Raw genomic sequence first — 13,379 nt, forward strand, 5'->3', positions numbered from 1 at the left:
GCCGTACCCCGCAACCGCCCAGACCCACGGCCCCTCGCCGGGAGGCGACCCGCCGGGAGGCGGTCAGTCCTCGTCGTCCAGCCGTGCCAGCCACGTCGCCAGGCGTTCCACCGGCACCTCGAAGTCGGGGTTCAGGTCGACGAACGTACGCAGCTGTTCGGCCAGCCACTCGAAAGTGACCTCCTCCTGGCCTCGCCGCTTCTCCAGCTCCTCGATACCGCGGTCCGTGAAATACATACCGACCAGGTTAGATGACGGCCGGCGGCGAAACGCCGTCCTCCCCGCCGAACCTCGCCCGGGCGCCGTACTGCCGCTAATCTGCGGGGAATTGGGGGAATGGGGTTGCCATGGATGATGGCGAGACCGGAGTCACACGTATCGAGATGCCCGACGGGACGCCCGTCTGGGCCCGGATCAGCGGTGCGGCGGAACTGGAGCGACCCTCGGGGGGCCTGACGTACTCGGACACCGGCTTCGCCGAGCAGGTGCAGGCGCGGGTCGAGAGTCTGCACTCCGTCGTGACCAGCGTCGCGCGGTCGCTGGCCGGTCCGCTGCGGGCGGTACGGCCCGACGAGGTGAGCGTCGAGTTCGGCATCGAGCTGACCGCCAAGGCGGGCCGGGTGGTGGGGCTGCTCGCGGACGGCGAGGCCAAGGGCGGCATCACCGTCACGCTCACCTGGACCGGCGGCGGACCGCCCGCCGATCTGACGGAGCCGCCGGACGTACCGTCGCAGGCCGCCGCGCCGCCCGTCGTACCGCCCGCCGCGCCGCCCGCCGTGCCCCCCGCCGCGCCCCCCGGCGTACCGCCGCCACGGCCCACGGCGCCGCCCAGGGGCGCCCCGTGACCGACGGGCCCGGCGGGGGATTCGGCGGCTTCGGGGGCGCACCGGGAGCTCCGAACGACAGTGTGCGCGCCCTCGTGGACCTCGTCATGGCGGCGACCGTGCGCATCCATGGCCCGGAGCGCGGGTATGCCCCTGGTGAGCCGGGCGGAAGCTTCCTGGGGAGCGGCTTCTTCATCGCCCCGAGCTGGGTTCTCACATGCGCGCATGTGGCGATGCGGGGGGAGGGGCGGGAAGTGACGGTGGTCTTCGAAACCGGGCCCACGAGCGGCCTCACCTCGGTCACCGGCACCGTCGTCGCCGCACTTCCCGAAGCGGCGGCCACCACGGTCGGTGCCGGTGCCGGTGCCGGTGCCGGTATGGGTACGGGCGGACGCGGCGGCTGGCCCGCGCCCGATCTCGCCCTCGTGCGGCTCCGCCGTCCCGTCGAGCACGCCTGCGTGTACGTCGCCGAGCGTCCCGCCTCGTTCTTCGCCGGCGGCATGGTGCTCTACTCCGGCTGGACGGAGGTCGGCGGCCGGATCAAGCGGCTGACCGGGCGGTGCACCGTACAGGGCACGGTCGGCGGCTGGGCCGACGCCGACGAGCAGATGCGCCTCGGCGGGGACGTGCTGCCGCCGGGGATCTCCGGCGGGCCCACCGTCGACCTCGCGCGCGGCGAGGTGGTCGGGGTGCTCAAGTCGCAGCTCGTCGGCGCGATGGGCGGCACCTCGATCTCCATCGACCGGCTGCGCTCGCTCCCCGTACCGCCCGCCATGGCCGGGGCCGAGTCCGACGACGACTACCAGGCGGTCTGCCACGCCCACGACCGCTACCACGCCGACCAGCACGCCAGCCGGGTGGCCGCCGGGCCGACCTGGGCCGATGTGCAGGACGGCCTCGGCGCGGGGGCCGGCCGCGCGCTCAGCCCGCAGCAGCGCATCACCCTGCTCGGCCGGCTCGCCGAACTGCCGCCGCCGGTCTCCACGCACAGCCTGCTCGACCTGCTGGCCCGGCTGCCCGGCATGCGCGGCGGCGACCGCTACCCGGCGCCGCGCGGCTGGCGCGACGGGCTCGGCGCGCTGTACGGGACGCAGACGCACGGTGACGAGGCCGCCCTCAGACTCGTGCTGAGCTACTGCATGAGCGTCCTCGCCGCCGAACGTCCCTATGTCACCCCGTCCACCGCCCGCGCCGAGGAGAACCTCTGGGAGTGGGTCAACGGCATCGCCGACGACCGCCTTCCCCGCGACTTCCGCCAGGAGATCTTCCTGCTGTGGGCGGCGGCCCGGCGCCGTACGGACCGGGAGCAGCGGCGCGCCTCCCCGGCGTACGGGGAGCGTCCCCGGGAGGGCGAGCGCCCGTTCGTCCTCCTGGAGCTGGAGCCGCGCGGCTGGGAGCGGGACAGTTACGACTGGCGGGTCGGCGTCGCCCGGCACACCGGCGAGGTGGTGCCGGTCGGCGAGGACAGCAGGGGCACCCCGGGCCAGGCCCTGCCCGTACGGCTCGGTCCTTCGCTGACCGAGGCGTTCCGGCGGTGCGACGAGCCGGACAATCCGGCGGTGCTGCAAGTCGCTGTCGTACGGGCCCGGTTGGGCTTGGCGGTGGACGGCTGGCGGCTGGCGCCGGACGAGCCGCCGCTGGGCGCGGTCAGGCCCGTGCTCGTCCGCCCCTCCGACCAGGAGCCGCCGCCGACGGAGGACGAGGCGCGCGAGCACCGGGCGCGCTGGGAGCGGGCGCTGACCGTCGCGGTGCGGGCCGAGATCCTCGACTGCGAGGAAGGGCTGCGGATACCCGTACCGGCGGAGGAGCACCTGCGGTCCCTGGCGTACGAGACGGTGCCCGTGCTCTGCCGGTACGCGGACCGCTCTGACGCGGAGACGGGGGCGCCGGGCGCGCCGGGGGACGCGGGTGCCGCGGGCGAGACCGCGGCCGGGCTGGCGCGGCTGGTGCGCGGCGGCTTCCACATCGCCCTGCTGCGGCGCGGCAAGGACCGCCCCGAGATCGTCTGCGCGGACTTCCACCGGCGGGCCGTCGCCACGGTCGCCGAGGCGGGCACCGCCGACCGGCTGCCGTACACCGTCCTCGAACTGCGCCGGGGCGTGTGGGCGGGCCGTACGGAGACCTTCTGGTCGGACGGCGTCGCCCTCTTCTACGACGATCCCGCCCGTCCGCTGCCCGGATTCGGCCAGTTGCTGGAGGCGCCATGACCGGGTCGGGCCGTTCGGGCGGCAAGAGCTTCTTACGGGGTGGGCGGCGGATCGCTACGGTGAGGCACGTCCGGCGCCCGCTGTCCGCGCCGGGCCAGGTCCTGTCCGGTCGACCGAGGACGACGAGGAACACGCCATGAGTGAATCCAGCGAGTGGCTCATCTACCGGGGCGCGGGCGAACCCCACGGCGGCATCGGCCAGTTGCCCCCGCCGCCGCCCTGGCGCGACTTCGGCGGCCACGGCGGTGACGGCTCGGCCGACCGCAGGCTCGGCGGTTACCGGCACGAGGCGGAGCTTCACCGGCCGGGCGCCGAGGAGCTGGAGATGATCAACGCGGCGCTCTATCTGCGCCGTCCGCTGCTGGTGACCGGCAGCCCCGGCGCCGGCAAGAGCACCCTCGCCCACTCCGTCGCGCACGAGCTGGGGCTCGGCCGGGTGCTGCGCTGGCCCATCGTCAGCCGGTCGGCGCTTCAGGACGGGCTGTACCACTACGACGCGATCGCCCGCCTTCAGGACGTCCAGCTCGCCGCGCACCGGTACGGCGAGGACCGGTACGGCGAGGACCGTACGGACGGTGACGGCGGTGACGGCGGTGAGGGCGGCGAGGGCCGCGCGCACCGCCCCGATCCCTCCGGCGACATCGGCAGCTACATCCGCCTCGGCCCGCTGGGCACCGCGCTGCTCCCCTCCGACCGGCCGCGCGTGCTGCTCATCGACGAGCTGGACAAGAGCGACATCGACCTCCCCAACGACCTCCTCAACGTGCTGGAGGAGGGCGAGTTCGGCATTCCCGAGCTGGAGCGGATCGCCGACCGGCTGCCCGACGGCGAGGCCGAGGTCCTCGACCACGACGGCCGGAAGGTCCGGATCAAGGGCGGCCGGGTGCAGTGCCGCGCCTTCCCGTTCGTCGTCCTCACCAGCAACGGCGAGCGCGACTTCCCGGCGCCCCTGATGCGCCGCTGTATCCATCTGGAGCTGGGCCGCCCCGACCACCAGCGGCTGGCGACCTTCGTACGGGCCCACCTCGGCGACGAGGCCGCGCGCGCGGGCGGCGACCTCATCGCGCACTTCCTGGAGCGTTCGCGCAGCGAACTCATCTCCACCGACCAGCTGCTGAACGCGATCTACCTCACCGACGCCGCCGCCCCGGCCGGCCGGGAACGCCTCGCCGACCTGCTCATCCAGCGACTCGACCGGCCGAGGTGACGCAGTGACGGCCGCCGACGGTACGGAGCCGACCCCGCCCCGGTCCCACCCGCAGCCCCCGTCCCCGGCCCCGCCGTACGACGGCGCCCTGCTGACCGCGCTCGTCGCGCGGCTGCGCGGCGCCGGGCTCGATCCCGACGCCGAGCAGCTCTGCGACGCCCTGTGGCTGGCCCGGTGGACCGGGCGCGGCCGGGAGCCGACGGGCGGCGCGGGCGCGCGGGACGCGCCGGACCCGGCGGACGCGTCCGCCGGGGCGGACGGTCCAGGCGCGCCGGGCGCCGGCCCCCGCCCCGCCCTGCCCGGGCCCCCCGGCGCCCCCGCCCGCGCCGCCTCCGCCTCTCCCGCCCGCACCGACCCCGCCGCCGGCACCGACCCGCGCATCGCCCTCTACCCCGTGCCGCGCGGCGGCGCCCGGAGCGCGCCACGGGGTTCCGGATCCGACGGGGTCGTCCTGGGCGTACCGCTCGCCCCGGCGCTCCCCGCGCCGCTCGAACTCCAGCGCGCGCTTCGGCCACTCCAGCGATACCGGCCGGCCGCGCCCCCGTCGCGCCGTACTCTTGACGAGGTGGCGACCGTAGACCTGAGCGCCCGTGCCGGCGGGCTGATCATCCCGGTGTTCCGAGGGGTCTCGCGGGCGGACGCGACTCTTCAGTGCGTCCTCGACGCCTCCTCGTCGATGCGTGTGTGGGAGCGACTTTTCGCCGAACTCCAGCAAATCTTTGGACAGTTGGGCGCCTTCCGCGATGTGCAGGTGCGCTATCTGCACCAGGGCCCCGACGGCGCGCCCGCCGTCAGCAGAAGCCCCGACCCGGCCGCCGCGCCGCTCAGCTCGGCCGACCGGCTGAGCGACCCGACCGGCCGCCGCGTCACCGTCGTCGTCAGCGACTGCGCGGGCCCCCTGTGGCACAGCGGACGCGCCCACCGGCTGCTCCACCAGCTCGGCCGCCAGGCGCCCGTGGCCGTCCTGCAGCCCCTGCCGCAGCGCATGTGGAACCGGACAGGACTGCCCGTCACCTACGGCGTCCTCACCCGGGGCGAGGGGCCCGGCGGCGCCGCCGTACTGAAGGTCGGCGGCGACGCGGCCACCGCGCCCGCCGCCGAGCCCGGAGCGCTCGCCGTCCCCGTGCTGCCACCGGTCGCGGGCGCGCTCGGCGCGTGGGCGCGGCTGCTGTCGGGCACCGGCGCCGGCCGGATCTCCGGTGCGGTCGGCTGGGTACGGGCCGGCCAGCCGCCCGCCCCGGCACCGCGCCCGGGACCGGCGCTGTCCTCGCTCCAACTGGTCAGCCGGTTCCGCTCGGCGGCCTCACCGGTCGCCGGACAGCTCGCCGTCTATCTCGCGGCGGCCCCGCTCTATCTGCCGGTGATGCAGCTCGTCCAGCGCACGATGCTGCCCGACTCGGGTCCTTCCGAACTCGCGGAGGTGCTGCTCAGCGGCCTCGTCTCGCGCGACAAGAGCGGCGGCGCCGACGACGAGCCGTACTACGAGTTCGTGCCCGGCGTCCCGGAGGCGCTGCTCGGCGCGCTCGGCCGCGACGAGGCGATGCTCGTACTCAAACACTGCTCCGAGTACATAGAGCAGCGCTTCGGCCGCGGCGGCCCCAACTTCCCCGCCCTGGCGCTCGCGCAGCTCGGCGACGCCGGACACGGACCGGCCCACCCCGGCGCACTCGACGTACTCGACGGCTTCGACACCGCGAACGACGAGGAGGAGGACGGGGACGGCGCCGCCGGGCCCGGCACGCAGCGCGTCCCGCACCCCTTCGCCGAGGTCGCCGCCCGCGTCCTCGGGCTGTTCGAGCCGACTGCGGCGCCCGTGCCGCCCGGCCGGAGCGAACCCGCCGTCAGCGCCACCGTGGAGAGTGCCCGCGGCCTGGTGCGCCGGTTCGAGTCGGACAACATGGTGCAGTACCTGATCGACGCCGTACGGCTGCTGCGGGACGCCACCGGGAGCGAGCCGCCGGGCGGCTACGACGCCACGCTCTGGGCGGAGTTGGCCCGCTGTCTGCTGCGGCTCTGGGAGGTCCAGGGCGGCGGTGAACTGCTCGCCGAGGCAGAGCGCGCGGCCGAGCACGCCGTCGCGCACCCCGGCGCGGTACGCGAACGGGCCGTCCTCGCCACGGTGCTGCACGCCTCCGCCGACGACCGGCGTCGGCGCGGCGACCGGCGCGGCGCCCTGGAGCTGCTGCGCCGCGCCGACCGGCAGTACGCGGTGGCCTGCGCGGCGCCGGGACTCGCGCCCGCCGACGCGCTGCGCCTCACCCTGGAGCGGGTACGGGCGCTGGAGGCGCAGTGGCGGCTCGGCGGCGACAGCGCGCTGCTCCAGAGCGCCATCGGCATGCTGGAGGCGTTCGCGGACGGCTGGCCCGACCAGATCGTCCGGCCGGCCGGGCTGCCGCTCGCCCACGGCAGGACCCTGCTGCGGCTGTCCGGCGCGACCGGCGACACCGAACAGGCCCAGCTGTACGCGGAGCAGGCCGCCCGTTCGCTGCGCACGGCGCTCGCCCCGGGCGGCCACACCGTCGGCAGCCAGGCCCGGATCCAGCTCGACCTGGTGGACGCCCTGCTCCGCTCCGGGGAGGGCCTCGACGAGGCGTCGACCCTGATCGACCAGTCGCTGGCGACCGTACGGGACGACCGGCTGACCGCCTCGCTCCGGGCCAGGGCGGGCCGGCTGCGGATCGCCCGGTACGAGCGCGAGCGCGCGCGTACGGGGGACGCCACCGGCGGCGACCCGGGGGACCTGGAGGAGGCCGCCGAGTACTTCGGCCTCGCCGCCCATGGCACCGCCCGCGACTCCCGGGCCCACGCCGACCTGCTCGCCGAGTGGGGCAGCGCGCTGCTGACCCGCGCGGAACTCCCCGACGGAGCCCCGTACACCGGCACGGCGGTCCGCGTGCTGCGCGACTGCCGTACGGAGACGGTGACGGGCACGGCGCGGCAGGCCGAGCGGCTGCTGATGCTGGGCCGGGCGCTGATGCTGCGGCACCGCGCCAATGACGACCGGGTGGACCTGAGGGAGGCCGAGCATCTCTTCCTGCTCGCCGCGCAGGAGGCGCGCGAGCCGCTGACCGCCGCCGCCTGCTGGCTGGAGCTGGGCCGCGCCCATCTCGCCGCCCACCGCACCCTCCACCGCCCGGCCCGGCTCGACGACGCGGCGGGGGCGTTCCGCGAGGCGTCGGAGGCGGCCGGAACCGCCGAAGCGGAGCTGGAGAATCCGCAACAGCTGCTGGAAGCCGTGCGGTTGTGTGCTGAGGCACACCACTGGCGGGGTATGACCTATGAGGAGGCGGACCGCCCCCGGGCCGCGCGCGAGGCGTACCGGGCGGCCCGCACGGAGTGGAGCCGGCTGCCGGACGGCGGCGGCGAGGCGGCCCGGTCGACCGCGGCCCGTCTGGCCGAGCTGGAGAGCGGGCGCTGAGGCGGGCACGGCAACGGGGAGGCGTCATGACGGACAGGACAGAGCGATCGCGGAGTGACCAGCCGCGTGCGGCCCGGTCGGGTGCGGACCAGCCGCTTACGGACCAGCCGTGTGCGGACCGGTCGCGGGGGGAGCACGCGCCCACCGGCGAGCGCGGCGGCCCCGGTGAGCTGCCGGACGCGCCGGAGCTGCCGGATCTGCTGAGCCTCGACCTCGCCGCGCTGCGCACCCTGGACCACCCGGTGCTCGCCGCCGTGGTCGCGGACCTGAGGGGCCGCGCGGAGCAGCCGCGCGAGATGCTCTGGGGGTTCAACAACGCCTTCTAGCCCCCCGGTTCCGGCAGTTCCGGACGGATTACGCCATCGTCATCCGGGGTAGGGATGGCCATGCGCGTGTTCCCCTGGGCGGAAGGGCAGCGGGGTGGCCCCTACGGGCACCAGGTCCGCCCTCCGGGCTCCTGACGCGCGCTTCGGCGTGCCCTAACGTTGGCCTGTGAGCCTCTGGACTTCTCTTGAGCCCGCGTCCGCCATGGTGGACCCCGGCGATACGACCACTGTTCGGCTACGGCTCCGCAACACCGGCGATGTCGTGGACGAGTACCGATTCATTCCCGTCGGGGACCTCGCGCCGTTCATCCGCGTCGAGCCCGCGTCCCTCCGGCTCTTTCCCGGCACCACCGGCGCGGTGGAGCTGACGTTCGCCCCGCCCCGGAGCCCGGACGCGACCGCCGGGCCCAACCCGTACGGCGTGCGCGTCGTCCCGACGGAGTACCCCGAGGCGGCCGTCGTCACCGAGGGCAACTTCACGATCGGCGCGTTCACCGAGATACGCACCGAGCTGGTCCCGCCGACCGTCAAGGGGCGCTTCCGGGGCCGGCCCCGGCTCGCCATCGACAACCTGGGCAACACCAAGCTCACCGCCTCGCTGTCGGGCAGCGACAACGGCGATCAGCTCTCGTACGAGGTCAACCCCGCCCATGTGCAGATCGAGCCGGGGCGCGCCGCGTTCGTCGACGCGACGCTGCGGCCCCGGGCGATCACCTGGTTCGGGCAGAAGCAGGAACGGCCGTACGCCCTGGTGGTGCAGCGTTCCGGGGAGGCCCGGCTGGAGGTCGACGGCACGTTCGTCCAGCGGGGAGTCATGCCGCGCTGGGCCGCCACCTTCCTGGCCGGTGTCACCGCGCTGGCGGTCGCCGCCGTAGTGCTCTGGATCTCCTACAACCCGCAGGTACGCAGCCTGGCGCAGCCGAAGACCGAGTCGGTGGCCGCGACCTCGCTGCCGTCGGAGCCGTTGGCCTCGCCGAAACCGGAGGCGCCGCCGGCGCCCGAGCCCAGCCCGTCGGCCGTCGTCGAGAGCGTTCCCCCGCCGCCTTCGCCGCCCGCCGTCGAGAAGCAGTCCAACAGCGGTGGTGACAAGGAGAAGAAGGAGGAGGAGAAGGAGGAGCCGGCGGAGCCGCAGGAGAACACCGCGGCGGTCGCCGTCAACAAGCTGAACGCCGAGAAACCGGGCCGGCACATCTGCTACCGGGTCTATGTGACCGGTGCCTGGCAGGACCCGGTCTGCGACGGCGAGATGGCGGGAACGACCGACCAGGGCCTCCCCGTCGAGGGCATCAACCTCGCCGTGTCCGGCATCGGTGTGCTGGGCGCCAACGGCTACCTCCGCGACTCCGGGTGGGAGACGGAGTGGAAGCACTCACCCGACGGCGTCGACCTGTACGTCGGGACCGTCGGTCAGGCGAAGCACCTGGGTGTCCTCGTGGCCAACGTGAGCTCGGGATCGGTCTGCATCACCGGGCACGTCCACGACGAGGGCTGGCAGGACACGGCGTGTTCCGAGCCCGGCGGCTACATCTCCAGGGGATCCGAGTCGAACGCGCTCTGGCTGGAAGCGATCAAGCTCACCGTGTGAGCGTGAGGCGCCGGCCCGTACCGCACGGGTCGGTGCCTCGCGGGTCGGTGCCTCGCGGGTCAGTTCGGCTGCGGCAGGGTGAGGATCTCGGCTCCGTCGTCGGTGATGGCGATCGTGTGCTCCGTGTGAGCCGTCCGGCAGCCGGTCGCGCTGCGGAGCGTCCATCCGTCGGCGTCGGTGACGATCCGGGCGGTGTCCGCCATGACCCACGGCTCCAGCGCCAGCAGCAGCCCGGGGCGCAGGGTGTAGCCGCGGCCGGGCCGGCCGGTGTTCGCGACGTGCGGGTCCTGGTGCATCGTCGATCCGATGCCATGACCTCCGAACTCGGTGTTGACCTGGTATCCCGCCTTGCGCAGGACCGTGCCGATGGCGTGGGAGATGTCGCCGACGCGGACCCCGGGCCCGGCGGCGGCGATCCCCGCGGCCAGTGCGCTTTCGGTCGCACTGATCAGCGCGACGCTCTCCGGCGGCTTCGAGTCGCCCACGATGAAGCTGATGGCGGCGTCCGCGGCGACTCCGCCCTTGGAGACGGCGAGGTCGAGCGTCAGCAGATCGCCGTCCGCGAGCGTGTAGTCGTACGGTCGTCCGTGCAGCACGGCGTCGTTGACGGCCGTGCAGATGTAGTGGCCGAACGGGCCGCGTCCGAAGGACGGCGCGTAGTCGACGTAGCAGGACACCGCGCCCGCCTCGACGATCATGGCCTTGGTCCACCGGTCGATGTCCAGAAGGTTCACACCGACCGCGCTACGGCTCTTCAGCGTCCGCAGGATCTCGGCGACCAGGGCGCCGGTGTCTTTCGCCCGGGCCAGCAGGGTGGGGTTGAGGATCTCGATCATGGTGGCGCCCTTCTTATGCGGCTCTTCCGCAGCCAATAACTATACCGGCCATACTTTACCGGTATAAGAATAGGGTCACGGTCCACCGCGCCTTCCCCGTGCCTTCCCCGCGCCCAGCCGCGCCCAGCCGCGCCCAGCCGCGCCCAGCCGCGTCCAGCCGCGCCCTCCGCGACCGGATTTCGCTCCTTTTTGCGGTCCGGTGGCGGTCGAACGGGACAACCTGCCGCCGTCCGTGTTTGCCTCCCGGGCAGAACGAGAACACACGCGGGGACACCCGCCCACGGTGTCCGGGTGAGGGGGGTGCCACGTCCGGTGACAACGATGCCGAGCGGGCGACTGCCCGACGGGGCCGTGCCCTTCGGGCAGTTCATCGTCAAGGCGCACGGGCGCTGCAACCTCGCCTGCCGCTACTGCTACCTGTACGCGGGCCCCGACCGCACCTGGCGGGACCGGCCCGCCGCCGCGTCGCCCGGGGTGCTGGACCGTACCGCCACCCGGATTGCCGAACACGCCGCCGGGCACGGGCTGCGCGCGCTCGCGCTGGTGCTGCACGGCGGCGAGCCGCTCCTCGCGGGGGCCGGCCGGCTCGCCGGATTCGCGCGGCTGGTACGGGAGAGGGCCGGCCCGGAGCGTACGGTCGCGGTCACCGTGCAGACCAACGGCACGCTGCTCACCGAGGACCGCGCCGCCCTCCTCGCCCGGCACTCGATACGCGTCGGGATCAGCCTCGACGGCGGCCGGGCCGCCCACAACACCCTGCGCACCGACCACGCCGGCCGGCCGTCCTGGCCCGCCGCCGCGCGCGGCGCCCGGCTGCTCGCCGCCCGGCACCCCGGGGCGTACGCGGGCATCCTCACCGTCGTCGACCCGCGCACCGACCCCGTCGAGCTGTACGAGTCGCTGCTCGAACTGCGCCCGCCCGCCCTCGATCTGCTGCTCCCGCACGGCAACTGGACCAGCCCGCCGCCGGGACTGCCGCCAGGACTGCCGCCAGGACTGCCGTCAGGACTTCCGGCTGACCGGGCGGCCCCGCCCGGCGGCGGCGCCACCCCGTACGGCGACTGGCTCGCCGCCGTCTTCGACCGCTGGTGGCACGCCGGGCACCGGGAGACGCGGATCCGGCTCTTCGAGGAGTGCGTCGCGCTGCTGCTGGGGCTGCCCGGTGCCACCGAGTCCCTGGGGCTCGACCCGGTCAACGCGATCGTGATCGAGACCGACGGGACGATCGAACAGGTCGACTCGCTCAAGTCCGCCTACGACACCGCCGCCGCCACCGGGCTCGACGTCTTCCGCCACTCCTTCGACGACGCCCTGCGCCACCCCGGCATCGCCGCCCGGCAGGCCGGCGCCGGGGCGCTCGCAGCCGGCTGCCGCGCCTGCCCGCTGCTCACCGTCTGCGGCGGCGGCCACTACGCCCACCGCTACCGGGCCGGACACGGCTTCCGCAACCCCTCCGTGTACTGCGCCGACCTCGACCGGCTGATCCGTCATGTCGCGGGCCGGCTCGCCGGGGCGGCCCGGGCGGTACCGGGAGCCGCGCCGTGAGCTCCGCCGTCCCCGGGGCCCTGCTCCGTGAACTCGGCCGCACCGAAGGCGGTACGGACGCCCTGCGGCTGCTCGTCCGCGACCAGCACACCCGCCGCCTCGTGCTCCTGCGGGCACTGCTCGACGCCGCCGGGGCCGCCCCGCCGGCCGTCTGCCCGCCCGCGCTCCGCGACCGGCTCGGCAGGGACTGGGCACTGCTCGAAGCCGCCGAGCGCGCCGACCGCGACGCCGTACGGACCGTACTGCTCTACCCGCTCGCCGGGTCCTGGGCCGAACGCACCCTCCACGGCCTCACCGATACCGCTACCGCCACCGCTCCCGGCCCCGGCCCCGGCCCCGCGTCTCCTTCCGGACTCGACCGCGACCTCGGCCACCTCGGCGCGCTCGCCGCCGCCGCCGCGATCCGCGCCCGGCTGCCCTTCGCCGTACGCCTCACCGCCCACCGCGGCCTGCTCCCGCTGCCCACCCTCGGCGCCCTGCGCACCGGCGCAGGACCGGTCGACGCCGCCCTGCGGGACGGCCGGGTGACGCTGCGGGCGGCGAGCGGCCCGCCCGTCACCCTCACCGTCGACGCGCACGGCGCCCACTCCGCCGACCCCCGCTGGATGCCGCTGCTCACCCTGCCCGGCGTACAACCCGGCGCCGCCCCCGTACCGCTGGACGACCTCGACCCGTACCGCACCGCGGGCGGCGGCCCCGAGCGGTACGGGCTGACCGTCGCCACCGGGCTCGACGCGGCGGACCGCGCCGACTGGGCCCGGCTCTGGTCGCGTACGGCACCCCTCCTCGGCGCCGGCGGGGCGCACCGCCCCGCCGAGACCGCCACCCTCCTGCACTGCCTCGTACCGCTCGCCCCACCGCCGGGCACCGCCCCCGCGGACCGGAGCCGGGCCCAGTGCAGCGCCACCCGGCGCGAGGCGTTCGGCGCCGTCCTCACCTCCCGGCCCGTCACCCCCGAACACCTCTCCGCGACCCTCGTGCACGAACTCCAGCACACCAAACTCACCGCGCTCGCCGCCCTCGTCCCGCTGCACCACGAGGACCCCGCGCCCCGCCACTTCGCCCCCTGGCGCCCCGACCCGCGCCCCTTCGACGGGCTCCTCCAGGGCGCCTACTCCCACCTCGCGCTCGCCGGCCACTGGCAGCGCCTCGCCCTCGGCGCCGAGCGGATCCCCCGGCGCGAACTGGCCTGGGCCGAGCACGCCCGCTGCCGCGAACAGGTCGGCGCCGTACTGCCCGTACTGGCGGGATCCGGCGCCCTCACCCCCGAGGGGCGCGTCCTCGTCAACGAGATGATCACCGTCTACCACCGGCTCGCCGACCGCCCGCCGCCCGCCGGACACCTCGCCAGGGCCACCGCCTACGTACGCACCGCACGCGGGATCTGGCGCCGCGGGAACGGAACATGACGGCGCGCCCGACGAGGATGGA

The 13,379-nt window shown here is 75.1% G+C and carries 10 protein-coding genes; 8 read left to right on the top strand and 2 right to left on the bottom strand.

What is annotated here, in order from left to right:
- Positions 1 to 63: 63 nt before the first annotated feature.
- Entirely contained in the window at positions 64 to 237 is a 174-nt protein-coding gene (locus tag AB0389_RS22500; RefSeq protein WP_366397227.1) for a DUF6104 family protein, read from the bottom strand.
- 110 nt (positions 238 to 347) lie between these two features.
- Here AB0389_RS22500 and AB0389_RS22505 point away from each other — a divergent pair, with 110 nt between their 5' ends.
- The 6 genes from AB0389_RS22505 to AB0389_RS22530 all read left to right on the top strand — a co-directional run bounded on the left by AB0389_RS22505 (position 348) and on the right by AB0389_RS22530 (position 9,567).
- A complete protein-coding gene (locus AB0389_RS22505; protein ID WP_366397228.1) occupies positions 348 to 845 on the top strand; it encodes a CU044_2847 family protein in 498 nt (165 codons plus the stop codon).
- Positions 842 to 3,031: a trypsin-like peptidase domain-containing protein gene (locus tag AB0389_RS22510; RefSeq protein WP_366397229.1), complete on the top strand. Its 2,190-nt coding sequence runs from the start codon at positions 842 to 844 to the stop codon at positions 3,029 to 3,031. The genes AB0389_RS22505 and AB0389_RS22510 overlap by 4 nt, the downstream gene beginning before the upstream one ends.
- Before the next feature lie 136 nt (positions 3,032 to 3,167).
- Positions 3,168 to 4,238 carry a MoxR family ATPase gene (locus AB0389_RS22515; protein ID WP_366397230.1) on the top strand — a complete coding sequence of 357 codons (1,071 nt, stop codon included), beginning with the start codon at positions 3,168 to 3,170 and terminating at the stop codon, positions 4,236 to 4,238.
- A gap of 4 nt (positions 4,239 to 4,242) precedes the next feature.
- Positions 4,243 to 7,656 carry an SAV_2336 N-terminal domain-related protein gene (locus AB0389_RS22520; protein ID WP_366397231.1) on the top strand — a complete coding sequence of 1,138 codons (3,414 nt, stop codon included), beginning with the start codon at positions 4,243 to 4,245 and terminating at the stop codon, positions 7,654 to 7,656.
- 170 nt (positions 7,657 to 7,826) lie between these two features.
- A complete protein-coding gene (gene fxsA / locus AB0389_RS22525; RefSeq protein ID WP_366397268.1) occupies positions 7,827 to 7,982 on the top strand; it encodes an FxSxx-COOH cyclophane-containing RiPP peptide in 156 nt (51 codons plus the stop codon).
- 166 nt (positions 7,983 to 8,148) lie between these two features.
- On the top strand, positions 8,149 to 9,567 hold the full coding sequence (locus AB0389_RS22530) for a hydrolase (RefSeq protein WP_366397232.1): 1,419 nt from the start codon (positions 8,149 to 8,151) through the stop codon (positions 9,565 to 9,567).
- 59 nt (positions 9,568 to 9,626) lie between these two features.
- On the opposite strand, the gene map is transcribed toward AB0389_RS22530, so the two are convergent.
- Positions 9,627 to 10,403, bottom strand: coding sequence for a type I methionyl aminopeptidase (gene map / locus AB0389_RS22535; RefSeq protein WP_366397233.1), 777 nt, complete (start codon positions 10,401 to 10,403; stop codon positions 9,627 to 9,629).
- Between the two features lie 321 nt (positions 10,404 to 10,724).
- Here map and AB0389_RS22540 point away from each other — a divergent pair, with 321 nt between their 5' ends.
- Both AB0389_RS22540 and AB0389_RS22545 read left to right on the top strand, forming a co-directional pair.
- Positions 10,725 to 11,948, top strand: a complete 1,224-nt coding sequence (locus AB0389_RS22540) for an FxsB family cyclophane-forming radical SAM/SPASM peptide maturase (protein ID WP_366397234.1) — start codon at positions 10,725 to 10,727, stop codon at positions 11,946 to 11,948.
- Entirely contained in the window at positions 11,945 to 13,357 is a 1,413-nt protein-coding gene (locus AB0389_RS22545) for an HEXXH motif-containing putative peptide modification protein (RefSeq protein WP_366397235.1), read from the top strand. Before AB0389_RS22540 ends, AB0389_RS22545 begins: the two co-directional genes overlap by 4 nt.
- The last annotated feature ends 22 nt before the right edge of the window (positions 13,358 to 13,379 follow it).

The organism is Streptomyces sp. NPDC093109, assembly GCF_040701725.1.
In the GTDB taxonomy this organism is placed as follows: Bacteria; Actinomycetota; Actinomycetes; order Streptomycetales; family Streptomycetaceae; genus Streptomyces.